The following is a 26,884-nucleotide window of genomic DNA, read 5'->3' on the forward strand; positions in this document are numbered from 1 at the left end:
AGGGCCGGCGAAGCCCCATTCTTCAGCCCATGATGGCTTCCCTCCGCGACACCGGGGTCTGGATCTTCGACCTCGACAACACCCTCTATCCCGCCTCCTGCAACCTGTTCGCCCAGGTGGACCGGCGCATCGGCGATTTCATCGCCGGGCATTTCGGCATCACCTACGACGAGGCGCGCGTCATGCAGAAGCGCTTCTTCCGGGAGCACGGCACGACGCTGCGCGGCCTGATGGTGGAGCACGACGTCGATCCGGTGCCCTTCCTCGACTATGTGCACGACATCGACGTCAGCCCGGTGGCCCCCTGCCCCAGCATGGCGGACGCGCTGAACCGGCTGCCGGGGCGCAAGATCATCTACACCAACGGTTCCGTCCGCCACGCCGAGAACGTGACGCGGCAGCTCGGCATCGACGGCTGCTTCGAGGCGACCTTCGGCATCGTCGAGGCCGGCTATGTACCCAAGCCCGACCCGCGGCCCTACGACATCCTGGTGGATCACTACGGCATCGACCCCGCCCGCGCCTGCATGGTGGAGGACATCGCCCGCAACCTCGTCCCCGCCCACGCGCTCGGCATGACGACGGTGTGGGTGCGCAGCGAAGCCGACTGGGCCCGCCCCGACGAGGGCGGAGTCGGCACCGGCAGCCACATCGACCACACCGTGGACGACCTGCCGGCCTGGCTGGAGGAGATCGCGGGCTGAGAGGCGGCCGCAAGGCCCCTCGACCCTCCGTAGGAACCCTTTAAGAACCCATTGAGAACAAGGCAACGTTGACAAGGCGGCGCGGCCCGGCCCATGTTCCGAACCCTCGAACAGACAGCCCAGCGAATGCCGCCATGAGCCACGCCAGCCTCGAATCCGCCGTCAACGCCGCGTGGGAAACCCGCGACACCCTGAATGTTTCGACCAAGGGCGCCGTCCGCGACGCCGTGGAGGAGGCCCTGTCCGGCCTCGACTCCGGCGACCTGCGCGTCGCGCAGAAGACGGACGCCGGCTGGGTCGTGAACCAGTGGCTGAAGAAGGCGGTCCTGCTGTCCTTCCGCCTGAACGCCAACGAGACGATCCCCGGCGCGCCGGGCGGCGCCTCCTGGTACGACAAGGTGCCGCCGAAGTTCGAAGGCTGGTCCGAGGCGCAGTTCCAGGCCGCCGGCTTCCGCGCCGTTCCGGGCGCGGTCGTCCGCCGCTCCGCCTACGTCGCGCCGAACGTCATCCTGATGCCCAGCTTCGTCAACGTCGGCGCCTATGTCGACAGCGGCACCATGGTGGACACCTGGGTCACCGTCGGCTCCTGCGCGCAGATCGGCAAGAACGTCCACCTGTCGGGCGGCGTCGGCATCGGCGGCGTGCTTGAGCCGCTCCAGGCCAACCCGGTCATCATCGAGGACGATTGCTTCGTCGGCGCCCGCTCCGAGGTGGTCGAGGGCGTGATCGTGGAGCGCGGCGCCGTGCTGTCCATGGGCGTCTTCATCAGCGCCTCCACCAAGATCATCGACCGCAACACCGGCGAGGTCTTCGTCGGCCGCGTTCCGGCCTACTCCGTCGTGGTGCCGGGCACCCTGCCGGGCAAGCCGCTGCCCGACGGCACCCCGGGTCCGGGCCTTTATTGCGCCGTGATCGTGAAGCGCGTGGACGAGCAGACCCGCGCCAAGACCTCCATCAACGACCTGCTGCGCGACTGACGCCGGGGAAGACCGCAAGATGACCACCGCCGCCGCTCCTTCCTTTGACCCCTGCGATCCCGTCGCGGTGGCGCAGGCCCTGATCCGCTGCCCCAGCGTGACGCCCGAGGACGGCGGCGCTCTGGGCGTCCTGGAGGCGGCGCTCGCGCCGCTGGGCTTCGTCTGCCACCGCCTGCGGTTCGAGGAGGAGGGCACGGCGCCGGTGGACAACCTCTACGCCCGCCTGGGCACGGAGGGGCCGAACTTCTGCTTCGCCGGGCACACCGACGTGGTGCCCCCCGGCGAGTTGAAGGGCTGGTCCATCGATCCCTTCGCCGCGGAGATCCACAACGGCCGCCTCTACGGCCGGGGTGCGGTGGACATGAAGGGGGCCATCGCCGCCTTTGTCGCCGCCGCGGCCCGCCATGTGAAGGCGGCCAAAGAAACGGGCAATGCGCCCAAAGGCTCGATCAGCCTGCTGATCACCGGGGACGAGGAAGGGGTCGCCATCAACGGCACCCGCAAGGTGCTGGACTGGATGCAGGCCAAGGGTGAAAAACTCGACGCCTGCGTGGTCGGGGAGCCGACCAACCCCAAGGCGCTGGGCGACATGATCAAGATCGGGCGGCGCGGCAGCATGACCGCCTTCCTGACCGTCCACGGCGCGCAGGGGCACGTCGCCTACCCGCATCTGGCCGACAACCCGCTGCCCCGGCTGGCCCGCATGCTCGCCGCCATCACGGCGGAGCCGCTGGACGCCGGCACCCCGCATTTCCAGCCGTCGAACCTGGAGCTGACGACCATCGACGTCGGCAACCCGGCGCACAACGTCATCCCGGCGCAGGGCAAGGCGACGCTGAACATCCGCTTCAACGACCTGCACACCGCCGACACGCTGCTGGCGTGGCTGCGCCAGCGGCTCGACGGGGTGGGCGGCTCCTACGAGCTGGACCATTTCGTGTCGGGCGACAGCTTCCTGACCCCGCCCGGCCCGCTGACCGAGCTGGTGGCGGAGGCGGCGGAGCGCGTCACCGGGCGCCGTCCCGAATATTCGACGACCGGCGGCACGTCGGACGCCCGCTTCATCAAGAATTTCTGCCCGGTGGTCGAGTTCGGCCTCGTCGGGCAGACGATGCACAAGGTGGACGAGCACACCGCGCTGGACGACCTGACCCGCCTGACCGAGATTTACGGCGAGGTTCTGCGGAACGTCTTCGACCGGATCGGTTGACGTAAGGCTTCCTCCGCCCGTTCCCACCACCCTCCGGTGACCGCAACATGCCGCTGACCGCCCGGGACGTCGCCTCTTCCGTCTTCGGCGCCTATCGTCTGGCGCGGTTCGACCCCACCGGATTGCAGCATCTGGACCGCACCCCCGAAGGGGCGTGGAAGTCCTTCTACGCCGCTGTGATCGTCGCACCGGCCTGGACTCTGCTGCTGGCGATCCGGCTGTGGGGCCAGGTGCCGGACACGCCGCTGTTCCAGCTCGTGGTGGTGGAGGCCATCGCCTACGTCATCAGCTGGACGGCCTTCCCCGTGGTCATGCACGGGGTGAGCGGGCTGCTGGACCGGCAGAACCGCTACGTCGATTTCCTGTGCGCCTACAACTGGTCGTCGGTCGTGCAGATGGGCATCTATCTGCCGGTGGTGATCCTGGCCGCCACGGGGCTTCTGCCCGGCCCGATCTCCGAGGGGCTGGTGTTCGGCATCATGCTGGCGATGCTGACCTACCAGTGGTTCGTCATGCGCACGGCGCTGGACATCTCCGGCGTCGCGGCGGCGGTCCTGGTCCTGCTTGACCTGTTCCTGTCCGCCCTCATCACCGATTTCGCGGATGGGCTGCTGTAACCATCGTCTCTTCACGCCGCGCCGTTGAGCGGCGTCTGACCTGTAACCCATGCCGGCGCATCCGGAACCACCGGTTCGGCCCTGGGGGATTATAGGAAGGAGACGATTTGATGCTGCCTGTCGCCAGCAACACCTATGCGGACACGATCTTTAAATCGGGTGTCGGCAAGAAAGGACTCCAGGAATCGCGCACGGCGATCATGGAGGCTCTGCGCATACTGAAGCCGGTCCCTGTCAACGTCCCGCAATCCTTCAACCTGCCTGCGGAGCCGGCGGCCCCCCTCGCGTCTCAGAAGATCATCCCGACGATCAAGGCGTTGCGGAACGGAAGGGCGGAGCCGGGCCAGATCAGCATCGTGCTGGTCGGCGAAACCCACACCAGCGCCGACGACCGAGAGCGGGCCGAAACCGTCGCCACGGCGGTTCAGAACCGGGACATCGTTCCGGACATGGTCATCCGCGAGCGGGGACTGACATACGACACTCGACCGACCGTCTCTCCGGTGTCCGAAAGCTATCTGACCCAGTCCCTGCTCTACGGCGCGCCTCATCACGACTTCGGCTTGGACATGCTGGACGTTCACCAACGCAGTTCGGTCATCGCCGGCTATATTGCCGGAAGCCTTGCCGGAGGCGACCAGACCACCCATGACATCATCCTGATCTTCTTCGGCGAACAGCACAGCGACATCCTCACCGAGTTGGAATACTACATCGGCAACGGATCACGGTTCGGCATCGAATGGCTCCAGCGGCGGCCCCGACGTTACTTCATGGTCCGCTCGCAGGAACGGTGACGTTCGGCGGCACGGTCCCGAAAGCGCGGACCGTGCCGGCTCCGACCTCACACCCCGCGGGTGCTGACGCCCGCGTCGGCGAAGGTCGCCATGCCGGCGTGGCAGGCGCAGGCCGACTTCACGATGTTGATGGCCAGCGCCGCGCCCGAACCCTCGCCCAGACGCATCCCCAGATCGAGCAGCGGCTCCTTGCCGATGGCGGCGAGCAGATGGTCGTGGCCCGGCTCGACCGAGCGGTGGGCGACCATGCAATGGTCGAGCGCCCGGCGGTCGGCCTTGAACAGCACCGCCGCCGCCGCCGTGCAGGCGTAACCGTCGAGCAGCACCGGCACCCGCGCCATGCGGGCGGCCAGGATGGCGCCGGCGATGGCCGCCAGCTCATAGCCGCCGAAGCAGCGCAGCGCCTCGAACGGGTCGTTCTTGGCCTGCGGGTTGGCGGCCAGACCGGCCTCGACGGCGGCGACCTTGCGGGCCAGCCCCTCGTCGTCCACGCCGGTGCCGCGGCCCGTCCAGTCCTTGGCCTCGCCGCCGAACAGCGCGTGGCAGAGCGCCGCCGCCGCGGTGGAGTTGCCGATGCCCATCTCGCCGAGCGCCAGAAGCTGGACGCCCGTCTCCACGGCCATCATGCCGTAGGCCATGGCTTGGCAGCAGTCCTCCTCGCCCATCGCCGGCTTCTCGGTGAAGTCGGCGGTGGGGGTCTCCAGGTCCAGCTCGTAGACGCGCAGGTCGGCGTCGGCCACCTCGCAGAGCTGGTTCACGGCGGCGCCGCCGTTCTGGAAGTTCTGGACCATCTGGGCGGTCACCGCCGCCGGGTAGGCCGAGACGCCGCGGGCGGCGACGCCGTGGTTGCCGGCGAAGACGGCGACGCGCGGCCGGCGCACCTCCGCCGGATGCTGGCCCTGCCACGTCGCCATCCACTGGGCGATCTCCTCCAGCCGGCCGAGCGCGCCCGCCGGCTTGGTGAGCTGCCGTTCGCGCTGGAGGGCCGCCGTGCCGGCGTCGAGGTCCGGCCCCGGCAGGTTGCGCACCAGCGCACGGATTTCCTCGAAGGTGATGGCGGGCTGCGTGTTGCTCATGGCGAAGGGTCCTGGCGCTGACGGCAGAGGATGCGGTGAAGGGTAAACAGTGGAAAAAGCGGCGCGACCTTGGACCATTCCCGATCCGCTGTCAAAGCGCCTCTCGTCCGGTCTGTCATCCGTTGTTGGGCTGTTATCCGTTGCGGCGGGCCTGGGGTTGCCGTACTCCGAAGCGCCATGTCCGCAGATTCCCCCGCCCCGCCCGTCTCCAACTGGATCGCCGATCTGGCGCTGGCCGTCGTCTTCCTGACGCGTCTGCCGCTGCGCCTGTCCGGCCCGCTGGCCGGGGACGCCCACGCCCGCGCCATGGGCTGGTTCCCGCTGGTCGGCGCCGGGGTCGGGCTGTGCGGCGGCGCCGTCTACGGACTGGCGGCGCTGGCCCATCTGCCGCCGCTGCCGGCGGCGCTGCTGGCGCTGGGCGCCATGGTCTGGCTGACCGGCGCCCTGCACGAGGACGGGGCGGCGGACGTCGCCGACGGCTTCGGCGGCGGGCGCGACAAGGCCCGCAAGCTGGAGATCATGCGGGACAGCCGGGTCGGCAGCTACGGCGTGCTCGCCATCGTCTTCTCGGTCACGGTCCGCGCTTCGGCGCTGGCGGCGCTGGCCGAGCCGCGCCTCGTCATCCCCGCCCTGCTCGCCGCGGGCGCCCTGTCGCGCGGCGGCATGGCGGTGATCGCCCGATTCATGGACCCGGCCCGTGCCGACGGTCTCGCCGCCCGGCAGGGACGCCCGTCCCCCGGCACGGTGGCCCTGTCGCTCGCCTTGGCGCTGGCCGCGGCCGTGACGGCGCTGAAGGGGCTGGCGCCCGCCGCGATTCTGGCGGCGATCCTGGCGGTCGCGGCGGTGGCTTGGCAGGCGCGGCGGCAGATCGGCGGCCACACCGGCGACGTGTTCGGCGCCGCCCAGCAGGTGGCGGAGGCCGCCGTTCTGCTCACCCTGGCCGCGACTGTTGCATGAAAAACACTCGCTGGTGGCTCATCCGCCACGCTCCCGTCCCGAATCCGGGCAAGGTGATCTACGGGCGGAGCGACCCGGCCGCCGACACCGGCGATTCCGACGCGCTGGCGGCGCTGGCGGCGCGGCTGCCCGCGCAGGCGGTCTGGGTGACCTCGCATCTGCGCCGCACCCGCCAGACGGCCGCGGCGCTGCGCCTGCCCGGAAGCGACATGGCGCTGGTCGAGCGGGCGCTGGCCGAGCAGGATTTCGGCCGCTGGGAAGGGCTGTCCCACGACGACGTGGCGGGGTTGCATCCCGAGGAGGCCCGCCGCTTCTGGACCGATCCCGCCGTCGAGTCCCCACCGGACGGCGAGAGCTTCGCCGCGGTGATGGAGCGGGTGGCCGGGGCGGTCGCCCGCCTGACCACCCTCTACGCCGGACGTGACATCGTGGCGGTGATCCACGGCGGTTCGATCCGCGCGGCGTTGGCCCTGGCATTGGATCTAACGCCGCAGGCGGCGCTGCGGCTGTCGGTGGCGCCGCTCTCGCTGTCACGAATCGACCATTACGGCCGCGAGGGAATGGACGGCTCCTGGTCGGTCGCGGCCCTGAACGCGCTTGGAACCTTTCCAGGCAGCGGGCGTTGACCGGACTCCGTTGGGCTACCAATAGAGGGGCAGACCATGGCAAGAAGCGCTGACGATCGCGAGGCCGCCGAGAAGCTCTGGGGCATGATCAAGGGCCTCCGCATCTGTATGATGACGACGCTGGACGAGAACGGCATTTTGCATTCCCGCCCGATGGCGACCCTGCCGCACGCGGGATTCGACGATGGAACCTTGTGGTTCTTTACACGGGCCGACTCGCCGAAAGTCCATGAACTGAAAACCCACTGGCGCGTGAACCTGTCCTACGCCGATCCCGACAAGCAGGATTACGTGTCGGTGTCCGGTGTGGCGGAGACGGTGCGCGACCGCGACAAGATCCGCTTCCTGTGGCGGGACATCCTGTCCACCTGGTTCCCGCAGGGGGTGGACGACCCCGATCTCGCGCTGCTGAAGGTCAGCGTCGATCAGGCCGAATATTGGGACAGCCCGTCGAGCGCGATGGTCTACGCCTACGGCTATGTGAAGGCGAAGATCACCGGCGAGCCGCCGAAGCCGGGGGATCACGCGAAGATCGCGTTCCAATAAGCGCATCACAGGGGCAGGGTTTGCCCCACCCTTCCCTCCCCCGCTGACGCAGGAGAGGGAGCTTAAAGCGGATTGCAATCCGCTTTGGACCGCGACGGCGGTTTCGGTCGCACATGCGACCGGAGCCCGCCGGCGAATGAGGCGATGTGAGTCTAAAGCGAACGGAAGTTCGCTTTAGTCCCCTCCCCTGCGATAGCGGGGGAGGGTCAGGGAGGGGGCAAGCAGCCCCCCATCGCCCTCACTTCTCCTCGACCGCCGACTTTCCGCCGCCATCCAGCGCCCCGACCCGCTTCTTGAGGTCGGTCACATCCGCGAACATCCGCTTCAGCCGGGCCAGCCCCTTGTACTGGTCGAAGGCGCGGTCGCGCGGCACCGCCGGGTAGCCCATGTAGACGGCCTTGGCCGGAATGTCCGTCCCCACGCCGGAATTCGCCGCCACCACCGCGTCGTTGCCGATCTTCACGTGATCCGCCACGCCGACCTTGCCGGCCAGCACCACGCGGTCGCCGATGGTCGTGCTGCCGGCGATGCCGACATGGCCGCACAGCATGCAGTTGGTGCCGATCTGCACGTTGTGGCCGATCTGCACGAGGTTGTCGATCTTGGTGCCGGAGCCGATGCGGGTCGCCGTGATGGTGCCGCGGTCGATGGTCGCGTTCGCCCCGACCTCCACATCGTCGCCCAGGATCACCGTGCCGATGGAATTCACGCGGTGGATCAGCACGTTGGTGCCGACCACCTTGCCCGTCGCCTTGGCCGACTCCACGCTGCCCGGCTCGGGCGTCACGAAGCTGAAGCCGTCGTTGCCGACCGCGGCGTTGGGGTGGATGATGCAGCGCTCGCCCATCACCACCCGCTCGCCGATGCGGGCGCCGGGGTGCAGCAGGCAGTCCTTGCCGATCACCGCCTCCGCCCCGACCGTGGCGTGGGGCATGACGATCACCCCCTCGCCCAGCACCGCCTTCGGCCCGACATAGGCGAAGGGACCAACCGACACGCCCGCGCCCAGGATCGCCTCCGGCGCCACGAAGGCGGCGGGGTGGACCCCCGGCTCGGCGTGGACCGGCTTCTCGAAGACCGTGGTCAGCCCGGCCATGGCGAAGCGCGGGCGCTTCACGACGATCCAGCCCTTCAGGTTGGCCGGCACCTCCGCCCCTTCCGCGACCACGGCGGCGACGGCCCGGCCGTTGGCCAGCAGCTCCGTCATGCCCTTTTCCATGCCGAGCGCCAGATCCTCCGGCCCCTCGGCCTCCGACGGGTGGACGGCGCGGGCGATGCGCAGGCTGCCGTCGCCCTCCAGCGCCGCGCCCAGGGCGGCGGCGATCTCGGCGAGGGTGACCGGGGCGGCGGGGGAAACGGGAGTCATGGCGGGGCTCTGGCTGTCGGTCCGAAGAGGCCGGGACGCTACCACGGCGGGCCGGTGCTGGCGAGGGCCAGCGCTTTTTGTCATTCCCCGGTCTGCAGCAGCGCCCCGCGCACCCGCGCCTGATGGAAGGAATAGAGGAAGGCCGCCGTGCACAGCCCCATGAACAGCGCGTTCAAGCCCACCGCCCAGGCCAGATGGTCCCAGCGCATGGTGCCGTCGAACAGGATGGCGCGCATCCCCTCGAAGACGTGGGCGGAGGGCAGCGACAAGGCGACCCATTGCAGCCAGCCCGGCAGGACGCTGACCGGGTAGTAGACGGCGCTGACCGGGGCGAGCATGAAGACGACGATCCAGGCCAGCCCTTCCGCCCCCATGCCGTAGCGCAGGATCAGCGCGACAATGACCAGCCCCAGCGACCAGCCGAAGACGATCAGGTTGGCGAAGAAGCCGGCCAGCGGCAGCCCGAGGTCGAACAGCGAATAGCCGAACAGCGGGATCGCCAGCAGCGCCGCCGGGACGACGCCGATGACGGTGCGGATCAGGCTCATCCCGAACAGCGCCGCCACCCATTCGCCGGGGCGCAGCGGGCTGACGAAGAGGTGGCCGAGGTTGCGCGACCACATCTCCTCCAGGAAGGACACCGACACGCCGAGCTGGCCGCGGAACAGCACGTCCCACAGCAGCACCGCGCTGACCAGCACCCCCGCCCCCTGCGCCACCCAGGCGCTGGAGGAGGCCATGAACTGGTTGATGTAGCCCCACAGGATCATCTGCATGGTCGGCCAGTAGGCCAGCTCCAGGAAGCGCGGCCAGGAGCCACGCAGCAGGTACCAGTAGCGCAGCACCATCGCCCCGACCCGGCGCAGCGAGAAGGCCGGATTCGGGTGAACCATCGCAGCGGCGTCACTCGGCAGCATCGGCGGCCTCCCGCCGGGCGTCTTCCCCGCCATTGGCGCGGTCGCGGGCGATGTCGAGGAACACGTCCTCCAGCGAGGTCCGGCCGTAGCGGGCGAGCAGCCCCGCCGGCGACCCGCGGTCGACGATCCGCCCCTGGCGCATCATCAGCACGTCGTCGCACATCCGCTCCACCTCCAGCATGTTGTGGGAGGCGAGCAGGATGGTGGCCCCCGACTCCAGGCGGTAGCGCTCCAGATAGGTGCGGATCCAGTCCGCCGTGTCGGGGTCGAGCGAGGCGGTCGGCTCGTCCAGCAGAAGAAGCTCCGGCCGGTTGAGCAGCGCCTTGGCCAGCGCCACCCGCGTCTTTTGCCCGGCTGACAGCCCGCCGGAGGGCCGCTCCAGGAAGCGCGTCAGCTCCAGATGTTCGGCCAGCTCCTCGACCCGCCGCTTCACCCCCTTCAGCCCGTAGAGATGGCCGTAGACGGTCAGGTTCTCCCGCACGGTCAGCCGGTGCGGCAGCTCCACGTAGGGGGAGGAGAAGTTCATGCGGGGCAGCGCCGCGTGGCGGTGGCGCACCATGTCCACGCCCAGCACCTCCACCGTGCCAGAGGTCGGCAGCAGCAGCCCGAGCAGCATGGAGATGGTCGTCGTCTTGCCGGCCCCGTTGCCGCCGAGAAGCCCGGTGACCGACCCCGCCGCGACGGTGAAGGAAATGCCGTCCACGGCGGTGACCTCGCCGGACCGGACGGTGCCGTAGCGTTTGGTCAGGTTCACGGCCCGGATGGCGTGCTGTTTTGCGCATTGATCCATAGGCGGAGAATATGGCCGCTTGGCGCGCAAACGCCAGAGTGGCAAAACAGCACCCAGCCATTCGATGTGACGCCGCGGGAAGAGCGGCCTTGCCGGAAAGTCCGTCCCCATGACCGTCGGTTCCGCAACCGCCGCCGCCTCCCTTCGCCACGCCATGACCCACGCCGGCCGGCCGGGTCCGGCCCAGTGGACCAACCTGGACGGGCGCGTCACGCTGCGCACCCTGATCCTGATCCGCTGGATCGCCGTGATCGGGCAACTCGCCACCGTGGCGACGGTGCAGCTCGTCATGGGCTTCCCATTGCCGCTGGGGCCGGTGCTGGCGGCCATCGGGGCCTCGGTCCTGCTGAACCTCGTGGCGATGGCCCAGCGCGGCGGGCGGCTGCGGCTGGCCGACCGCGACGCCGCGCTCTACCTCGGCTACGACATGCTGCAGCTCACGCTGCTGCTCTATCTGACCGGCGGCCTCGCCAACCCCTTCGCCATCCTGCTGCTCGCCCCGATGACGGTGGCCGCGGCGATCCTGTCGCGCTACAGCGTGGTTCTGCTGACCGGGCTCAACCTCGTCTGCCTGACCGTGCTGGCGCTGTGGCACTTCCCGCTGCCCTGGCCGGAGCCGATGCCGTCGGTCGCCCCGCTCTACGCCTTCGGCATCTGGCTGTCGCTGTCGGTGTCGGCCGGCTTCATCAGCGGCTACGTCTTCCGCGTGGCCGAGGAGGCGCGGCGCTTCGCCAACGCCCTGTCGGCCTCGCAGGTGGCGCTGGCGCGCGAGCAGCGGCTGTCCTCGCTGGGCGCCCTGGCCGCCGCGGCCGCGCACGAGCTGGGGTCGCCGCTCGGCACCATCGCGGTGGTGGCGAAGGAGCTCCTGCACGACATGCCGCCGAACAGCCCCTACACCGAGGACGTCGCCCTGCTGCAAAGCCAGGTGATGCGCTGCCGCGAAATCCTGGCGGAGCTGGCCCGCAAGCCGGAGGCCGACGGCGGCGACCCGTTCGAGCGGCTGCCGCTGACCGCGCTGGTGGAGGCGGCGGGCGCGCCGCACCGGCTGGGCCACATCCAGTTCACGGTCGAGCGCAGCGACGGCTCCGTGGGGGAGGAACCGATCGTCCGCCGCAGCCCGGAGATCATCCATGGTCTGGGCAACTTCATCCAGAACGCCCACCAGTTCGCCGGCGGACGGGTGACGGTCGCCGCCTCCTGGGACGCCAAGTCCGCGACCGTCGTGGTGATGGACGACGGGCCGGGCTATCCCGCCCATCTGCTGAGCCGCATCGGCGAGCCCTACCTGTCCGCAAGAAGCGAGCGGTCGGGCCATATGGGGCTGGGAATCTTTATTGCACAAACGCTGCTAGAGAAAACGGGCGCCCTTGTAGCCTTTAGCAATAACCGTAGCGGCGGCGCGCGAGTTGTCGTACGTTGGGACCGTGGTGTCTTAGAACCAGAGGACTAGTGGTGGATAGCGCGATGACCACGGACGAGAGTCCAACGGGCGAAACCGCCAAGCTGACGTTCACGGGTGACGTTACCCGCAGCCTCCTCATCGTCGACGACGACGCGCCTTTCCGAACCCGCCTCGCGCGCGCCATGGAAAAGCGCGGTTTCAACGTGGTGGCCGTGGACAGCGTGCAGCTCGGCATCGACGTCGCCCAGGAATCGGCGCCGGCCTTCGCGGTGGTCGACCTGCGGCTGGCCGACGGCAGCGGCCTGGACGTGGTCAAGACCCTGCGCGACGCCCGCCCCGACGCCCGCATCGTCATGCTGACCGGCTACGGCAACATCGCCACGGCGGTGGCCGCGGTGAAGGCCGGCGCGGTGGACTACCTGCCGAAGCCGGCGGACGCCGACGCCGTGGAATCCGCCCTGCTGGCCGACGGCCGCCCGCTGCCCTCCCCGCCGGAGAACCCGATGTCCGCCGACCGCGTGCGGTGGGAGCACATCCAGCGGGTGTTCGAGCAGTGCGACCGCAACGTCTCCGAAACCGCCCGCCGGCTGAAGATGCACCGCCGTACCCTGCAGCGCATCCTGAACAAGCACGCCCCGCGCGGCTGATCCGTCTCCTTCCGACACGACAACGCCCCCTCTCCACAGCGGTGAGGGGGCGTTGTCGTTTCATGGCCCGGCCGGCCTTACGCCGGTGCCGGTTGCCGCGCGGCCTCCGGGGACGGCGGCTTCGGGCGGTGTGCCGCGACGCAGGACAGAACGCTGCCGGTCACGCAGACGAGGGCGGCAAGCTCCATCCCCGTCGGCAGCCGCTGCTCCCACAGGAAGCCGTAGAGCAGAGCGAACAGGGTTTCGAACAGGATCATCTGACCGACCAGGGTCAGCGGCAGCAGCCGGCTCATCCGGTTCCAGAGGGCGTTGCCGACGATGGAGGCGAGGATGGCCACGCCGGTCACCACGGCGGCGAAGCGCAGCCAGTCCCCGGCGGCGTGGCCGATCGGGGCGAACAGGAAGGCGGGAACCGCGAGCAGCAACGCCTGCGCGCCGGTCACCACGCCGGTCAGCAGGCTCCAGTCATGCGCCGAGACGTGGCCGAGCCGGGCGAGCCAGCGGCTGTTGCCCACGGCGTAGACCGTCCAGGAGACGAGCGCGCCGACCGCGCAGAGCAACCCGGTCATCCCGGCCATCGGCATCCCCGTTTTGGTGTCACCCAACGCGTCGCCCAGCGATTGCCAGCCGATGCACAGGATGCCGGCCGCGCCGAGCAGCAGCGACGGCAGAAGCTTCCGGACGGGAACCGCCCCATGATCCCGGCTGCCGATGACGGTGACCGCGACCGGCAGGAAGCCGATCACCAGCGAGGTCATCGCCATCCCGCCCAACTGAACGGCGTTGGCCAGCAGGGCGTAGTAGAGGATGTTGCCGAGCAGGCTCAGCCACGCCAGCGCCCACCACTCGCGCCGGCCGAACCCGGCGCACAGGGTGCGCCAGCGCGGCAGCACGAGCAGGACGGCAAACAGGCCGTAGGCGAGGTAGCGCCCGGCGGCGAGCTGAAGCGGCGTGAAGGCCGACGCCAGTTCCGGGGCGAGGAAGACCAGCCCCCACAAGGCCCCCGCGACGATGCCGCAGGCGATCCCCAACCACGTCGTGCCCATCCTTGCTCCCAACCCTCACTGGTTTGCGGGGTGAGGATGGCATGGGACGCGGCGGTGGTCTTGTCCCGGGCTACGGACTTTTGTGCCGGGTCTCGCGGCTTTGGCGCCGGTAGGCCGCGGGGGTCAAACCGGTGGCCCGCCGCATCGCCCGTGTGAACGCGCTCTGGTCGGCGTAGCCGGTGCGGTAGGCGATCTCCGCGATCGGCAGCTCCGACCGCGCGAGCCACTCGCACGCCCGCTTCAGCCGGACCTCCGCCAGCCACGCGCGCGGGGTGGTGTCCAGTTCGGCGCGGAACAGGGCGTGCAGCCGGCTGACGCTGAGGCAGGCCCGCTCGGCCATCGTCTCGGCGGTCCACGGCTTGGCGAGGTCGGGCTCGACCACGGCCAGCAGGGTTCCGAGCCGCGACCGGGGCCGCGCGGGTTCCTCGGCGAGCGCGTCGAGCAGCAGGGGCACCCAGAGACGGAGGGTGTCCGCCGACACGCCGCCGCTGTCCAGCATCAGGCCCATGTAGTCGATCAGCTTGCCGGCCACCGGGGTCAGCGCGACGAAGGGATGGCGGATCAGCCGGTCGCCGACCGCCGGTTCCAGGACAACCGGGTCGAGATCCAGGATGAGCGAGCGGTTCGGCCCGTCGCTCGCCTGGGTGTGCGGGGAGCCGGCTTCGACGAACGCCGCCCGGCACGGCCCGAGACGGCCGCCCTTCCCGGCGATGTCGATCTCCAGGGCGCCGTTCAACGGCAGAACGAGCTGAGCGAAATCGTGCCGGTGGGCGCTGTGCGCCGCCCCGTAGCTGCGGACATCGATGCTGAGTCGCGGCGATGTGGACATCACCTTTCTATAACCGAAACCCGGCGCGCCGGCCACCCGCCGAAAGGGGCGGCGGGGGCGCGGCGCTCCGCCCCCGTCCCTCACTTCTTGACCGGACAGCTTCGCACGCCGAACAGGGTGTAGGCCGGGCAGAAGCCGACCACCGCGGTCAGTAGCGGGACGAGGCCGACCCAGCCCCAGGGGGTCTGCGGACCGACGAAGACGAGGGCGATCAGGACGAGGCCGACGATGGCGCGCAGCGCGCGGTCGATGGTGCCGACGTTGACGGGCATGGATGCACCTTTGGATTTGGGTGGGTGGTGCGCCCATCCAAGCCCGTTTCCGCCCGCCGGTCTGTGACTCCGTCACACCCCGTCCGTGCGCTCCAGCGCCAGCAGCGCCTCGGGATCGCGCACCCCGACGCGGCCGCGCGACAGCTCCACGAGGCCCCGCCGCTCGAACTCCTTCAACTGGCGGCTGACCACCTCGCGCGCCGTGCCCAGCTCGACGGCGAGCGTCTGGTGGGTGGTGTCCAGCCCGCCGCGCGCGTCGCGGTGATCGACCAGGAAACGGGCCAGCCGCAGGTCGATGCGCCCGAAGGCCACCTCCTCCACCAGCATCATCATGCCGAGCAGCCGCGTGCCGAAGGAGGCGAAGACGAAGTCGCGGAACGGCGCGGAGCGCGCCAGCAGCTCATGGAAGGCCCCCGCCCCGAGCGCGATGGCGTCGAGGTCGGTTTCGGCCACGCCCTCGGCGCTGTAGTCGGCGCGCGTCATCAGGCAGGCGGTGGTCAGGATGCAGGTCTCGCCCGCCCCGACGCGGTAGAGGACGATTTCCCGCCCGGTCTCGGCGGTCATCTGCACCCGCACCGTTCCGTCCAGCAGCATGAGAAAATTGTGGCACAGGCTGCCGATGCGGAACAGCACCGTGCCGCGCGGCACCGCCATCCGGGTTCCCTGGGCGCGCAAAAGGGCCCGCGCGTCGGGCTCCAGGGCGGACAGGGCCGGGAACGCGCCCGCCCAGTCGGCGTCAGTCTTTTCAGCATGTTGCGGCAGCATGCCCAGCCCCCTTCGATCGGCGATGACCATTATCCGCGAAGGGGCATCCCCGGTCCACCCCGCCGACCGCCCAACCCAATGGCGACTCCGGGGAGGGGTACCCAATGAGCGTGTCTTCCCCACCATATGCCCTCCGGGCAGCATGAAACGGCCGGACGGTCGATGACGTTCTAGGCACCGTAACGCCCCGAACGGGGTGCCGTTCGGCATGCGAGGAGGACCCGCTTTGGCGACCCAGGACATTCAGGATCAACCCCAGCGGCGGCAATCGGCACCGGTCCCGGGACCGGTCTCGTTCGACCTGTCGACCGCGGCGGCCAGCGCGGTGCGCCGCACCACCGGCATGCTGCTGCGCCACAAGCTGCTGATCGGGACGGTGATCGTGCTGGGGACGGGCATCGCGGGTCTCGTCGCCCTGCGCATGACGCCGCTCTACACCGCCCAGACCCTGATCATGGTGGAGCACCGCAAGAACCAGGTGATGAACTACCAGGAGGTCGTCTCCGGCCTCTCGACGGAACTGGGCGCCCTGCAGAGCGAGGTGGCGATCCTCAAATCCCCCGCCTTCGCCGAGAAGGTGGTCGACAAGCTCGGCCTGATGAACGACCCGGAGTTCAACGCGGCGCTGCGGCCCGAGCAGACCAACTGGTTCTATTATCTGAACCCGAAAAACTGGGTGCCCGACTCCTGGTGGAACAGCGCCCGCGGCGACCGGCCCGAGATCACGCTGAGCCCGGAGGAGAAGACAGCCAACGAGCGGACCTCGGTCGTCAACAGCTTCATCGAAAATCTGGCGGTGCGCCCGCAGGGCCGCTCCTACGTCATCGCCGTGGACTTCGACAGCGAGGACCCGCGCAAGGCCTCGCTCATCGCCAACACCATCGGCGAGATGTACCTCGTCGACCAGCTGGACGAGAAGTTCAAGGCGGCCAAGCGCGCCACCGCCTGGCTGGAGGAGCGCATCACCGAGCTGCGCCGCGAGGCCAAGACGACCGGCGAGGCGGCGGAGAAGTACCGCGCCGAAAGCGGCCTGACCAACGCCAACGGCGAAACCACCCTGATCGCCCAGCAGCTGGCCGAGCTGAACACCAGCTACGTCCTGGCCCGCACCAAGCGGCAGGAGGCGGAGGCCAAGCTGCGCGAGGTGTCCACCCTGGCGCAGAGCCCGCGCGGCGTCTCGGCCATCGGCGACGTGCTCGGCTCCCCCCTGATCCAGGCGCTGCGCCAGCAGGAGGTCGAGCTTCAGCGCAAGATCGCCGACGCCGCCAACAAGTACGGCGCCCGCCACCCGACGCTGACCGCGCTGCAGAGCGAGCTGCGCGACCTGCAGGGCCAGATCAAGGCCGACGTGGGCCGCATCGTCCAGAACCTGAGCAACGAGGTGGAGCTGGAGCGCGGGCGCGAGGCCGCCCTGAAGGCCAACCTCGACCAGCTCCAGGCCCAGCGCAACCAGCAGCAGGAATCCAACGTCACACTGCGCACGCTGGAGCGCGACGCCGAGACCTCGCAGACCATGTACGAGGCGATGCTGACGCGCTTCCAGGAGATCGCCGGCCAGACCGAGATCCAGCAGCCCGACGCCCGCATCGTGTCGGAGGCGGCGATTCCCCTGAACCCGTCGCAGCCCAACAAGAAGATGATCGTTCTGCTGGCCCTGATCGCCTCGGCCACGCTGGGCGTTCTGCTGGCGATGCTGCGCGAGCAGTCGGAGCGCGGCTTCCGCAGCCCGCACCAGTTCGAATCGGCGACCGGCGTGCGCTCGCTGGGCATCGTCCCGGCCATCGGCCGCCGCCGCCGCGGGACCTCGCCCGCCGCCTACGCCATCGACAAGCCGATGTCGGCCTTCGCCGAGGCGATGCAGAACCTTCGCACCACGCTGCTGCTCGCTAACCCGGACGGCCACCAGCGGGTGATCCTGTTCAGCTCCTCCGTCCCCGGCGAGGGCAAGAGTTCGATCGCCGCGGCCTTCGCCCGCATCTGCGCCAACGCCGGCCAGAAGACGATCATCCTGGACTGCGACATGCGCCGCAAGGGCCTGCACCCGATGCTGGGGCTGGAGAACCGGCACGGGCTGTACGAGGTGCTGTCCGGCGAATGCGCGCCGAACGAGGTGATCCAGACCGACCCGCGCACCGGCCTGCATTTCATCGCCTCCGGCCGCGGCTCCGCCCTGCCGCAGGACATGCTGGGCTCCAGCCGGATGCACCAGCTCATCTCGCGGCTGGCGCTGGAGTATGACCGGGTGATCCTGGACAGCCCGCCGGTGCTGGCGGTGTCGGAGGGCAAGCTGCTGGCGGCGCTGGCCGACCAGACGGTCTTCATCGTGCACTGGGGCAGGACCAAGCGGGAGACCGCCATGGCCGGGCTGAAGGAGATCGTCGAGGCGGGCGGCGAGGTTGTCGGGGTCCTGTTCTCCCAGGTCGATATCCGCCGCCACGCCCAATACGAGTTCCCGGACAGCGGGCGCTACCACGGTTACCGCCGCTACTACGCGAACTGACGGCGGCGCCTGAGAGAAGCGACGGTTTCGGGCCCCCACCCAACCCTCCCCCGCTTTGCAGGGGGAGGTCGGGAGGGGGGCTCCGACACGACACGCCCACACACCCGCAAAGACCAAATGACTGCCGGACGACGCATTTTCCTGAACATCCGCGCGCTGGGTCTGGCCCGCGTCGCCACGCTTCTGAGCGGGCTGATCACCACGGCCTGGACCGCGCGCGCGCTCGGACCGGACGGGTTCGGCGTGCTGGGTTTCGGCACCTCCATGCTGGCCTACGCCGCGCTGTTCGTGAATCTCGGCCTGTCCACCTACGCGGTGCGCGAGATCGCCCGCGACCGGCAGAAGGCCACCGATCTCGCCGACCACGTGCTGACGCTGCGGATGCTTCTGGCCCTGCTGGTCGGCGGGCTCTACGCCCTGTTCGTGCTCCAGCTCGACAAATCGGCGCTGGTCAAGGCGGTGCTGCTGGTCCAGGCCATCCAGCTTCTCGGCAACGCGCTGCTGCTCGACTTCGTCTATCAGGCGACCGAGCGGATGAGCGTCATCGCGGTGCGCGAGATCGGCACGTCGCTCGGCAACATGGTCGCGGTGCTGGCGCTGGTGCGCGGGCCGGACGATCTGGCCATCGCCGCCGGCATCACCGCCGTCTCCTTCGTCATCAACGCCGCCCTGATGCTGGCCCGCTTCAGCCGCGATTTCCGGATGCCGCGGCCGCGGGTTGACCTCGCCAAATGGCGGGAGATCCTGAAGACCTCCGCCCCGATGGCGGTCAGCGTCTTCGCCTGGGCGCTGTTCTCCCACCTCGATCTGGTGATGCTGGGCTTCATGGCCCCACAGACGGAGGTCGGCTGGTACGCCGCGGTGACCAAGCTGCTGGTGCTGTCGCTGACCGCGGGGAACATCATCCTCAGCGCCTTCATGCCGCAGCTCGCCGCCGCCTATGGCGACCGCGAGGCGATGCGGGCGCGGATGCGCGACTACGCCGCGACCATCCTGTCCATCGGCGCGCTGATCGCGGCCGGCGGCTTCACCCTGGCGCCGGCCATCCTGGGCACCGTCTTCGGCCCGGCCTACGCGCCGGCCGCCGACACGCTGCGCCTGCTGATGATCGCGGTCGCCATCGTCCACATCAACCTGACGATGGGCAACCCGCTGCTCGTCTGGCACCGGCAGACCGGCTACATGACCGCCATCCTGGTCGGCGGGCTGACCAACGCCGCGCTGAACCTGATCCTGATCCCGCGCTACGGGATCGAGGGGTCCGCCGCCGCCACCATCGTCGCGGAGCTGACCGCCATGACCGGACTTGCCTGGCTGCACCGCCAGGCGGTCGGCCAGCTCTATCTCGGAATCGCCGCGCGGGCGGCGCTGTGCGCAGCGTTCGCCATGGCAGCGACCATGGGGCTGACCCACGCCCTGCCCGACCTGATGGCCCCCGCGCACCCGCTGCCCGCGCTGCTGATCGGCGGCAGCGTGCTGGTCGCGGTCTACGCGCTGGCGGCCCTGGCGACCGGGCTGATCCGCCCGTCGCGGCTGCGCCGGCTGATCATGGCGGCGGCATGATGCGCCCGCCTCATCCCGAATCCCGCAGGACGCCGACCGGACGCACCCTTGCCGCCGGTCCGGGGTACCACGAACAAAACAATGCCCGATCAACGGCATAGCCAATTCACGCCACCACGAATGGCCGGAACAATGCCGCGTTGCAAGACGTTCGGATTGCGCATGGCGCGGGTGGCGGATGGCGGCGCCTTTGGATGCATGCTCCAATCACTAAGCAGGATCGAAAGACTATGCTCCCAAAGTCCTTTCCCGACCGGAACGTCTGCGTGCTCGGTCTCGGCTATGTCGGGCTGACGCTGGCCGTCGCCATGGCGGATGCGGGATTCCAGGTGCACGGCGTGGAGGTCCGGGACGAGGTGCTGGACAAGCTGGCCCACGGCGTCCCCCATTTCCATGAGCCTGGCCTCGCCGAGAAGCTTCGCCACGTGATGGAGCGCGGGCGCTTCACCTTCGGCCGCACGCCGGACGGTTGCCGGGACTGCACCGTCTTCATCATCACCGTCGGCACCCCGCTGGACCGCGACGGCCGCGTGCGCACCGACATGATCGAGGCGGCGACCCGTCAGGTGGCCGACCGCATCCACGACGGCGACCTCGTCATCCTGCGCTCCACCGTGAAGCTGGGAACGACCCGCGAGGTGGTGGCGCCGATCCTGCGGCGCACCGGCAAGCGCTTCGACATCGCCTTCTGCCCCGAGCGCACGCTGGAGGGCCAGGCGCTGATCGAGCTGAACCAGCTTCCCCAGATCATCGGCGCGGAAAGCGTCGAGGTGGCGGCCCGCGCCTCGCAGATCTTCGGCATGCTGACCCCGACGACGGTCAAGGTCTCGACGCTGGAGACGGCGGAGATGATCAAGCTGGTGGACAACACCTACCGCGACGTCACCTTCGCCTTCGCCAACGAGATCGCCCGGCTGTGCAACGCCATGGAGGTGTCGGCGCTGGAGGTGTCGCGGGCGGGCAAGCTGGGCTACCCGCGCACGCAGCTCCCGCTGCCCGGCCCGGTCGGCGGCCCCTGCCTGGAGAAGGACCCCCACATCCTGATCGAATCCGCGCGCGGGTTCGGGGTGGACATGGACATCACCGCCGCCGGGCGCCGCATCAACGAAAGCCAGCCGGTCGAGGTGTCGCACTTCCTGGAGCGGCTGACCGGCTCCATGCAGGGCTTCCCGCAGGAACCGACCATCAGCCTGATGGGCCTCGCCTTCAAGGGCCGTCCGGCGACCGACGACCTGCGCGGCACCATGGCCAAGCCGCTGTTCGAGGAGTTGCGCACCCGCTTCCCCAAGGCGCGCTGGCGCGGCTTCGACGCGGTGGTGGCGGCGGACGACATCCGCGGCTTCGGGCTGGAGCCCGCCAACAGCATGGCCGAGGCGGTGCAGGGCGCCAACCTCGCCGTCATCCTGAACAACCACCCGGTCTTCACCTCCATGCCGCTGCCGGATCTGGCGCGCCGCATGGACCGTCCGGGGGTCATCTACGACTTCTGGAACAACTTCAACAGCCGCGAAGTGGACCTGCCCGAAGGCACGGCCTACGTGGCGCTGGGCAGCCACGGCGCCGCCCGCTTCGCCCATGTCGCCTGAAGAGGCGCCGCTCAACGAAGCGTCGCCCGACGCTGTTGCCTGAGGAAGATCCAATGCCGAAACATTACCTCGTGACCGGGGGCAGCGGCTTCATCGGCGCCGCCCTGGTCCGCCGGCTGGTGCGCGACGGACATCGCGTGCGCGTTCTCGACGACAATTCCCGCGGCCACCCGCGCCGGCTGGGCGACGCCGTCCAGGCGGTCGAGTTCGTGTCCGGCGACATCCGCGACCCGGCGGCGGTGGACAAGGCGGTGCGCGGCGTGGACGGCGTGCTGCATCTGGCCGCCGTCAACGGCACCAAGCACTTCTACGAGAAGCCGGAGGTGGTGCTGGACGTCGGCGTGCGCGGCATGCTGAACGTTCTGGACGCCTGCCGGGCGAACGGGGTGGGCGATCTGGTGGTCGCCTCCTCGTCCGAGGCCTACCAGACCCCGCCGACGGTCCCGACGCCGGAGGACATCCCGCTGGTCGTCCCGGACGTGCTGAACCCGCGCTACAGCTACGGCGGCTCCAAGCTGATCTCGGAGCTTCTGGCGGTCAACTGGGGCCGCACCGGCTTCGACCGCGTCGCCATCTTCCGCCCGCACAACGTCTACGGCCCCGACATGGGGTGGGAACATGTGGTGCCGGAGTTCGTGCGCCGCGCCGTGGCCGCCATCGACCGCAGCACGGAGGTCCTCGTGCCCTTCCCCATTCAGGGGGACGGCACCCAGACCCGCGCCTTCGTCCACATCGACGACGCGGTGGACGGCATCATGACGGTGATCGAGCGCGGCGAGCATCTCGGCATCTACCATGTCGGCACGCCGGAGGAGATCTCCATCGCCGAACTCGCCCGGCAGATCGTCGCCGCGCTGGGACGGGTGGCGGACATCCAGGCCGGCCCGCCGGCCCCCGGCGGCACCCAGCGGCGCAGCCCCGACATCGCCCGCCTGTCCGCGCTCGGCTACGCGCCGCGCATCCCGCTCAAGGACGGGCTTCCGGGCGTGGTCGACTGGTACGCCGCCCGCAGCCGCGACCAGGGCCGGGATGGAATCGCCAGCGCCGCGGAATAAGGAAGACACGCTCATGGAACGAAACAGCCGAATCTTCGTCGCGGGGCATCGCGGCCTTGTCGGATCGGCCATCGTCCGCCGGTTGGTGGAGGACGGCCACACCGATCTCGTCCTGCGCGGCCGCGACGAGCTGGACCTGACCGATCAGGCGGCCGTGCGCGCCTTCTTCGACCGGGAGAAGATCGACTATGTGCTGCTGGCCGCGGCCAAGGTCGGCGGCATCCTGGCCAACGAGCGCTTCGGCGGCGACTTCATCCGCGACAACCTGTTGATCCAGACCAACGTCATCGACGCGGCCTGGCGGGCGGGGGTGAAGAAGCTGCTGTTCCTCGGCTCCTCCTGCCTCTACCCGAAGTTCGCGGAGCAGCCGCTGAAGGAGGAGGCGCTGCTGACCGGCCCGCCGGAGCCGAGCAACAAGCCCTACGCCATCGCCAAGATCGCCGGCATCACCCTGTGCCAGGCCTACCGGCGGCAGTACGGCTTCAACGCCATCTGCGCCATGCCGGCGAACCTCTACGGCCCCGGCGACCATTTCGACCCGGAGGGCTCGCACGCCGTCCCCGGCATGATCCGGCGCTTCCACGATGCCAAGATGGAGGGGGCGCCCAGCGTCACCCTGTGGGGCACCGGAACGCCGCGGCGCGAGTTCCTCTATGTGGACGACATGGCCGACGCATGCCTGCATCTGATGGACCATTACGACGGGGAGGACATCATCAACGTCGGCTCCGGCGAGGACGTCCCGATCGGTGATCTGGCCCGCACCATCCGCGGCGTGGTCGGCTACGAGGGCGCGCTGACCCAGGATCTGAGCAAGCCGGACGGCCACCCGCGCAAGCTGATGGACGTGTCGCGCCTGCTCGCCACCGGCTGGCGTCCCAAGGTCGGGCTGGAGGAGGGGCTGACCCGCACCTACGCGTGGTTCCTGGAGAACGCCGCCCCGCCGGTTCCCCGCCCCGGATCCGTCGCCGGCGAAGCCGCGGAGTGACCGCCCATGCCCGATGACTCCACACCCCTGCGCGCCGCGGTCTCCTCCGGGACGGCGGCTCCGTCCGCCCTGCCGCCCTCGGTCCTGCTGGTGGCGATGAGCTATTGGCCGGAACCCGCGGGCAGCGCGCCGATGATGACCGACCTCGCCACCGCCTTCGCCGCGGCGGGAACGGACATGACCGTGCTGACCGCCCGTCCCAACTATCCGGGCCAGGCCATCTACGACGGCTACGCCGACGGGGCCGAGGACCGCCGCACCGTGAACGGCGTCCGCATCGAGCGGCTGCTCACCATCCCGCCGAAGGGCGGCGGCATGAAGGCCCGGCTGATCCACGAGGGCGTGCTGCACGCCGGCTTCCTGGCCGCCCGCGCCCGCGGGCGCGTCGCGCGGCACAAGGCGGTGCTGTCGCTCTGCCCCTCCATCTTCAGCGTCGCCGTCGCCGACCGCTTCCGGGCGCCGGGCGGACGGCACATCGCCATCGTCCACGACATCCAGTCGGGCCTCGCCGGCGCGCTGGGCATGGGCGGCGGGGCCGCGCTGAAGGCCATCCAGGCGGTGGAGCGCACCGCGCTGAACCGCGCCGACGGCATCGTCGTGCTGTCGGAGGCGATGGCCGACGTGCTGCGCGACCTCGGCGTGCGGCGGCCGATCACGGTGATCCCGCCCCACGTCGACGCCGACGCCGTCCGCCCCCTGCCCCGGCCCGAGGGCCAGCCGCCGACCGTGCTCTACAGCGGTGCCTTCGCCCGCAAGCAGGGGCTGGACCAGGTGCTGGAGATGGCCCGCCACCTCCACGCGCTGCGCCCCGACGCCCGCGTGCTGCTGCGCGGCCAGGGCGGGCTGGAGGAGGAGCTGAAGGCCCAGGCCAAGGCCATGGCGCTGCCCAACGTGGAGTTCGCCCCTCTGATCCCGTCCGACCGGCTCGGCGAGGGCTTGGCGGAGGGCGACGTGCATCTGGTGCCGCAGCGCCCCGAAGGGGCGGCCTTCGCCATGCCCGGCAAGGCGGTGACCATCCTGGCGGCCGGACGGCCCTTCGTCTGCACCTGCCTGCCGGGCTCGGCGCTCGACCGGCTGGGGACGGAGATCGACGCCTTCCTGCGCACCCCGCCCGACGCGCCGGAGGCCATGGCGCAGGCCGTGGCCGACCTGTTGAACGACCCCGCCCGGAGCGCCGCGATGGGCCGCCGGGGCCGCGCCTGGGTGGAGGGCAACGCCAGCCGCAGCGCCGTCCTGGCGCGCTACGCCGCGCTGCTGCTGGGAGACGACGCCGCATGACGAAGCCCGCCCTGGTCTTTTCCTGGGAGATGTTCGGCCCCTACCACATGGACCGGCTGGAGGCGGTCGGGCGACGGCTCGGCCATCTCTACGACGTGGTCGGCCTGGAGGTCGGGTCGAAGTCCCACACCTACGCCTGGGACTCCACCGGAGAGGGCCAGCATTTCCGCAAGGTCACGCTGTTCCCCGGACGCTCCAAGGCGGACATCCCGTCCTTCCAGGTCTACCGCGCCCTGCTGCGCGAATGCCGCAAGGCGGGGGCCAGCCACGTGTTCCTGTGCCATTACGAGGAGCCCGACGTCTTCGCCTTGGCGGTGACGATGCGTCTGATGGGCCGGCGCGTCGTCAACATGAACGCCTCCAAGTTCGACGACAAGCCGCGCGTCCTCTGGCGCGAGGCGCTGAAGTCCCTGCTCTACAAGCCCTATCAGGCGGCGATCGGGGGCAGCCACCGCACGGTCGACTACTACCGCTTCCTGGGGCTTCCCAAGGATCGGCTGTTCATCGGCTACGACACCCTGTCGCTGGAGCGGGTGCGCCGGCTGTCCGGCATGACACCGGCCCCGGACGGCGTGCCCTTCGCCGAGCGGCACTTCACCATCATCGCCCGCTTCGTGCCGAAGAAGAACCTGTTCCGCGCCGTCGAGGCCTACGACCTCTACCGCCGGCTGGCGGGAGACGCGGCGCGGCCCCTGCACCTCTGCGGCTCCGGCCCCCTGGAGGCCGATCTGCGGGCGGAGGTTGCGAAGCGCGGGCTGGAGGGGCACATCATTTTCCGCGGCTTCCTTCAGGAGAAGGGGATCGCGGAGACGCTGGGCTCCACCCTGTGCCTGCTGCTGCCCTCGCTGGAGGAGCAGTTCGGGCTGGTGGTGAACGAGGCGCTGGCCATGGGCGTGCCGACAATCCTGTCCGACCAGTGCGGCGCCCGCGACGTGCTGATCCGCAGCGGCCTGAACGGCCACATCGTCGAGCCCGACAACCCGGAGGGGCTGGCCCGCCACATGCTGTCCGTCGCGTCGGACGAGGCGGAATGGCGCCGCCTCAGCCTCAACGGACGGCCCTTCCAGGCGCTGGCCGACGCCGGCTATTTCGCGGAGGCCGTGGAGAAGGCCCTGCACAGCCTGGGCGCCCGCAAGGATGCCGACCAGGGCGCCGCCCAAAGCACCGATGAAAGCGCCCACAAGGGCACCCGTGAAAGCGAAGCCTGATGACCGACCGCCGCAACACCCCCCACATCGTCGTCTCGGGCCGCCTTCCCCCGCCCATGGACGGGATGAGTCGGGTCACCGCCCTGGTGCTGGACCGCCTGCGCGATCGCGGCCCGGTGCAGGCCACGGTGGAGGTCGCGGACCTGTCGCCGGGCTGGAACGGCGGCGGCCTGCGCTACCACGCGGCCAAGGCCACGCGTGTCCTGCTGGCGGGCCTGCGTCTGGCGGCCGGGGCGACGATCCCCGGCCGGCGGTTCTACATGCCCGTCGATTCGGGGCTGGGGATCTTCTACACGGCGGCGCTGGCCGGAACGGCGCGGCTGTTCGGCTATGAACGGACGCTGCACCACCATTCCTTCGCCACCATCTCCAAGCCGACCTGGCGGATGAGCCTGCTGACCCGGCTGGCCGGCACGGATTGCATGCATGTTCTGCTCTGCCCGGCCATGCAGGCGCGGTTCCAGGCGCTCTACCCGGCGGCGAAGACGGCGATGAGCGTCTCCAACGCCATCTTCACCCCGCCGGTGCCGCGGCCGCGCCACGGCAAGTCCGGCCCGCTGCGCATCGGCCACCTGTCCAATCTGTGCGCCGACAAGGGGCTGGACACGCTGTTCACCCTGCTGCGCGCCCTGCGGTCGGAGGGGGTGGACGTCAAGCTGGTGCTGGCCGGGCCGGGGCTGGGGCGCATGGACAACGCGCTGGTCGCGGCGGGGCTGGCGGCCTTCGACGGCGACGTGGAGTATCATGGCCCGGTGGACGACGACGCCAAGGCGGCCTTCTACCGCGACATCGACGTCTTCGTCTTCCCCACCCGCTACCGCAACGAGGCGCAGCCGCTGGTGCTGTTCGAGGCGATGGCGGCGGGCGTGCCGGTGCTCGCCTACGACCGCGGCTGCATCGGCAGCGACATCCCCCGCCCCGGCCTCGTCCCCCAGGACCGGGATTTCATCCAGGCGGTGCTGCCGGCGCTGCGCCTGTGGGCCAAGGACCGCGACGCTCTGGCGCTCGCCTCCGAACAGGCCCACGCCCGTGCCCGCGCCGCCCATGAGGCCGGGCACAGCGGCATGGACGCGCTGCTCGACCGCATCGCCGGCCCGCTGCCCGAAGCCGCCGGGCCGGCCGTCCGCCCGAAGCGCGCCATGGGCTGAGCGCGCCGGGGGCT

Annotated in this window: 26 protein-coding genes; 18 read left to right on the top strand and 8 right to left on the bottom strand. The window is 70.1% G+C overall.

Annotation, left to right across the window (positions count from 1 at the left end):
- Positions 1-32: 32 nt before the first annotated feature.
- The 5 genes from D3869_RS05915 (at position 33) to D3869_RS05935 (ending at position 4,305) form a co-directional block, all read left to right on the top strand.
- Positions 33-704: a pyrimidine 5'-nucleotidase gene (locus D3869_RS05915; RefSeq protein ID WP_372712354.1), complete on the top strand. Its 672-nt coding sequence runs from the start codon at positions 33-35 to the stop codon at positions 702-704.
- A gap of 134 nt (positions 705-838) precedes the next feature.
- A complete protein-coding gene (dapD, locus tag D3869_RS05920; RefSeq protein WP_014239316.1) occupies positions 839-1,681 on the top strand; it encodes a 2,3,4,5-tetrahydropyridine-2,6-dicarboxylate N-succinyltransferase in 843 nt (280 codons plus the stop codon).
- A 19-nt stretch (positions 1,682-1,700) separates the two neighbouring features.
- Entirely contained in the window at positions 1,701-2,891 is a 1,191-nt protein-coding gene (dapE, locus tag D3869_RS05925; protein ID WP_137139306.1) for a succinyl-diaminopimelate desuccinylase, read from the top strand.
- Positions 2,892-2,938: 47 nt separating this feature from the next.
- The gene (locus D3869_RS05930; RefSeq protein ID WP_137139307.1) at positions 2,939-3,508 is read left to right on the top strand and encodes a hypothetical protein; all 570 of its coding nucleotides are present in this window, start codon (positions 2,939-2,941) and stop codon (positions 3,506-3,508) included.
- Positions 3,509-3,618: 110 nt separating this feature from the next.
- Positions 3,619-4,305 (top strand): hypothetical protein, encoded by a 687-nt coding sequence (locus D3869_RS05935; protein WP_137139308.1) that lies wholly within the window; start codon positions 3,619-3,621, stop codon positions 4,303-4,305.
- Between the two features lie 47 nt (positions 4,306-4,352).
- Here D3869_RS05935 and cobT read toward each other — a convergent pair whose 3' ends face one another.
- Positions 4,353-5,381 (bottom strand): nicotinate-nucleotide--dimethylbenzimidazole phosphoribosyltransferase, encoded by a 1,029-nt coding sequence (cobT, locus tag D3869_RS05940; protein WP_137139309.1) that lies wholly within the window; start codon positions 5,379-5,381, stop codon positions 4,353-4,355.
- A 177-nt stretch (positions 5,382-5,558) separates the two neighbouring features.
- Between cobT and cobS the strand changes: the two genes are divergently transcribed.
- Genes cobS through D3869_RS05955 form a run of 3 tightly spaced genes read left to right on the top strand, consistent with a single transcriptional unit; the run spans position 5,559 to position 7,510 of the window.
- A complete protein-coding gene (gene cobS / locus D3869_RS05945) occupies positions 5,559-6,338 on the top strand; it encodes an adenosylcobinamide-GDP ribazoletransferase (protein ID WP_137139310.1) in 780 nt (259 codons plus the stop codon).
- Complete coding sequence (locus D3869_RS05950; protein ID WP_137139311.1) at positions 6,335-6,964, top strand: histidine phosphatase family protein; 630 nt, start codon at positions 6,335-6,337, stop codon at positions 6,962-6,964. Before cobS ends, D3869_RS05950 begins: the two co-directional genes overlap by 4 nt.
- Positions 6,965-7,000: 36 nt before the next feature.
- Positions 7,001-7,510 (top strand): pyridoxamine 5'-phosphate oxidase family protein, encoded by a 510-nt coding sequence (locus D3869_RS05955; protein ID WP_109070743.1) that lies wholly within the window; start codon positions 7,001-7,003, stop codon positions 7,508-7,510.
- Positions 7,511-7,748: 238 nt separating this feature from the next.
- Here D3869_RS05955 and D3869_RS05960 read toward each other — a convergent pair whose 3' ends face one another.
- From D3869_RS05960 to D3869_RS05970, 3 genes are all read right to left on the bottom strand, one after another.
- A complete protein-coding gene (locus D3869_RS05960) occupies positions 7,749-8,876 on the bottom strand; it encodes a UDP-3-O-(3-hydroxymyristoyl)glucosamine N-acyltransferase (protein WP_137139312.1) in 1,128 nt (375 codons plus the stop codon).
- 80 nt (positions 8,877-8,956) lie between these two features.
- On the bottom strand, positions 8,957-9,793 hold the full coding sequence (locus tag D3869_RS05965; RefSeq protein WP_051657739.1) for an ABC transporter permease: 837 nt from the start codon (positions 9,791-9,793) through the stop codon (positions 8,957-8,959).
- Entirely contained in the window at positions 9,780-10,583 is an 804-nt protein-coding gene (locus tag D3869_RS05970) for an ABC transporter ATP-binding protein (protein WP_137139313.1), read from the bottom strand. The genes D3869_RS05965 and D3869_RS05970 overlap by 14 nt, the downstream gene beginning before the upstream one ends.
- A gap of 109 nt (positions 10,584-10,692) precedes the next feature.
- On the opposite strand from D3869_RS05970, the gene D3869_RS05975 reads away from it, so the two are divergent.
- Both D3869_RS05975 and D3869_RS05980 read left to right on the top strand, forming a co-directional pair.
- Positions 10,693-12,033 carry an ActS/PrrB/RegB family redox-sensitive histidine kinase gene (locus tag D3869_RS05975; protein WP_137139314.1) on the top strand — a complete coding sequence of 447 codons (1,341 nt, stop codon included), beginning with the start codon at positions 10,693-10,695 and terminating at the stop codon, positions 12,031-12,033.
- A gap of 14 nt (positions 12,034-12,047) precedes the next feature.
- Complete coding sequence (locus D3869_RS05980; protein WP_014239303.1) at positions 12,048-12,632, top strand: ActR/PrrA/RegA family redox response regulator transcription factor; 585 nt, start codon at positions 12,048-12,050, stop codon at positions 12,630-12,632.
- A gap of 77 nt (positions 12,633-12,709) precedes the next feature.
- On the opposite strand, the gene D3869_RS05985 is transcribed toward D3869_RS05980, so the two are convergent.
- The 4 genes from D3869_RS05985 to D3869_RS06000 all read right to left on the bottom strand — a co-directional run bounded on the left by D3869_RS05985 (position 12,710) and on the right by D3869_RS06000 (position 15,544).
- Positions 12,710-13,678: a DMT family transporter gene (locus tag D3869_RS05985; protein WP_137139315.1), complete on the bottom strand. Its 969-nt coding sequence runs from the start codon at positions 13,676-13,678 to the stop codon at positions 12,710-12,712.
- A gap of 70 nt (positions 13,679-13,748) precedes the next feature.
- Positions 13,749-14,507: a helix-turn-helix transcriptional regulator gene (locus D3869_RS05990; protein ID WP_137139316.1), complete on the bottom strand. Its 759-nt coding sequence runs from the start codon at positions 14,505-14,507 to the stop codon at positions 13,749-13,751.
- A gap of 80 nt (positions 14,508-14,587) precedes the next feature.
- Positions 14,588-14,779, bottom strand: a complete 192-nt coding sequence (locus D3869_RS05995; protein ID WP_137139317.1) for a YgaP family membrane protein — start codon at positions 14,777-14,779, stop codon at positions 14,588-14,590.
- Positions 14,780-14,851: 72 nt separating this feature from the next.
- Entirely contained in the window at positions 14,852-15,544 is a 693-nt protein-coding gene (locus D3869_RS06000) for a Crp/Fnr family transcriptional regulator (RefSeq protein ID WP_137139318.1), read from the bottom strand.
- A gap of 226 nt (positions 15,545-15,770) precedes the next feature.
- Between D3869_RS06000 and D3869_RS06005 the strand changes: the two genes are divergently transcribed.
- The 8 genes from D3869_RS06005 (at position 15,771) to D3869_RS06040 (ending at position 26,870) form a co-directional block, all read left to right on the top strand.
- Positions 15,771-18,044 carry a GumC family protein gene (locus tag D3869_RS06005; protein WP_137139319.1) on the top strand — a complete coding sequence of 758 codons (2,274 nt, stop codon included), beginning with the start codon at positions 15,771-15,773 and terminating at the stop codon, positions 18,042-18,044.
- A 117-nt stretch (positions 18,045-18,161) separates the two neighbouring features.
- The gene (locus tag D3869_RS06010) at positions 18,162-19,607 is read left to right on the top strand and encodes a flippase (RefSeq protein WP_137139320.1); all 1,446 of its coding nucleotides are present in this window, start codon (positions 18,162-18,164) and stop codon (positions 19,605-19,607) included.
- A 230-nt stretch (positions 19,608-19,837) separates the two neighbouring features.
- Positions 19,838-21,193 carry a nucleotide sugar dehydrogenase gene (locus tag D3869_RS06015; protein WP_041810881.1) on the top strand — a complete coding sequence of 452 codons (1,356 nt, stop codon included), beginning with the start codon at positions 19,838-19,840 and terminating at the stop codon, positions 21,191-21,193.
- A gap of 53 nt (positions 21,194-21,246) precedes the next feature.
- Complete coding sequence (locus tag D3869_RS06020; RefSeq protein ID WP_137139321.1) at positions 21,247-22,248, top strand: NAD-dependent epimerase/dehydratase family protein; 1,002 nt, start codon at positions 21,247-21,249, stop codon at positions 22,246-22,248.
- Positions 22,249-22,261: 13 nt separating this feature from the next.
- Positions 22,262-23,236, top strand: a complete 975-nt coding sequence (locus tag D3869_RS06025; protein WP_137139322.1) for a GDP-L-fucose synthase family protein — start codon at positions 22,262-22,264, stop codon at positions 23,234-23,236.
- 6 nt (positions 23,237-23,242) lie between these two features.
- Positions 23,243-24,514 (top strand): glycosyltransferase family 4 protein, encoded by a 1,272-nt coding sequence (locus tag D3869_RS06030; protein ID WP_137139323.1) that lies wholly within the window; start codon positions 23,243-23,245, stop codon positions 24,512-24,514.
- Positions 24,511-25,722 carry a glycosyltransferase gene (locus D3869_RS06035; protein ID WP_137139324.1) on the top strand — a complete coding sequence of 404 codons (1,212 nt, stop codon included), beginning with the start codon at positions 24,511-24,513 and terminating at the stop codon, positions 25,720-25,722. The genes D3869_RS06030 and D3869_RS06035 overlap by 4 nt, the downstream gene beginning before the upstream one ends.
- A complete protein-coding gene (locus D3869_RS06040; RefSeq protein ID WP_175426404.1) occupies positions 25,722-26,870 on the top strand; it encodes a glycosyltransferase family 4 protein in 1,149 nt (382 codons plus the stop codon). Before D3869_RS06035 ends, D3869_RS06040 begins: the two co-directional genes overlap by 1 nt.
- Positions 26,871-26,884: the final 14 nt, after the last annotated feature.

It is taken from the genome of Azospirillum brasilense, assembly GCF_005222205.1.
GTDB classification, from domain to species: Bacteria; Pseudomonadota; Alphaproteobacteria; order Azospirillales; family Azospirillaceae; genus Azospirillum; species Azospirillum brasilense_G.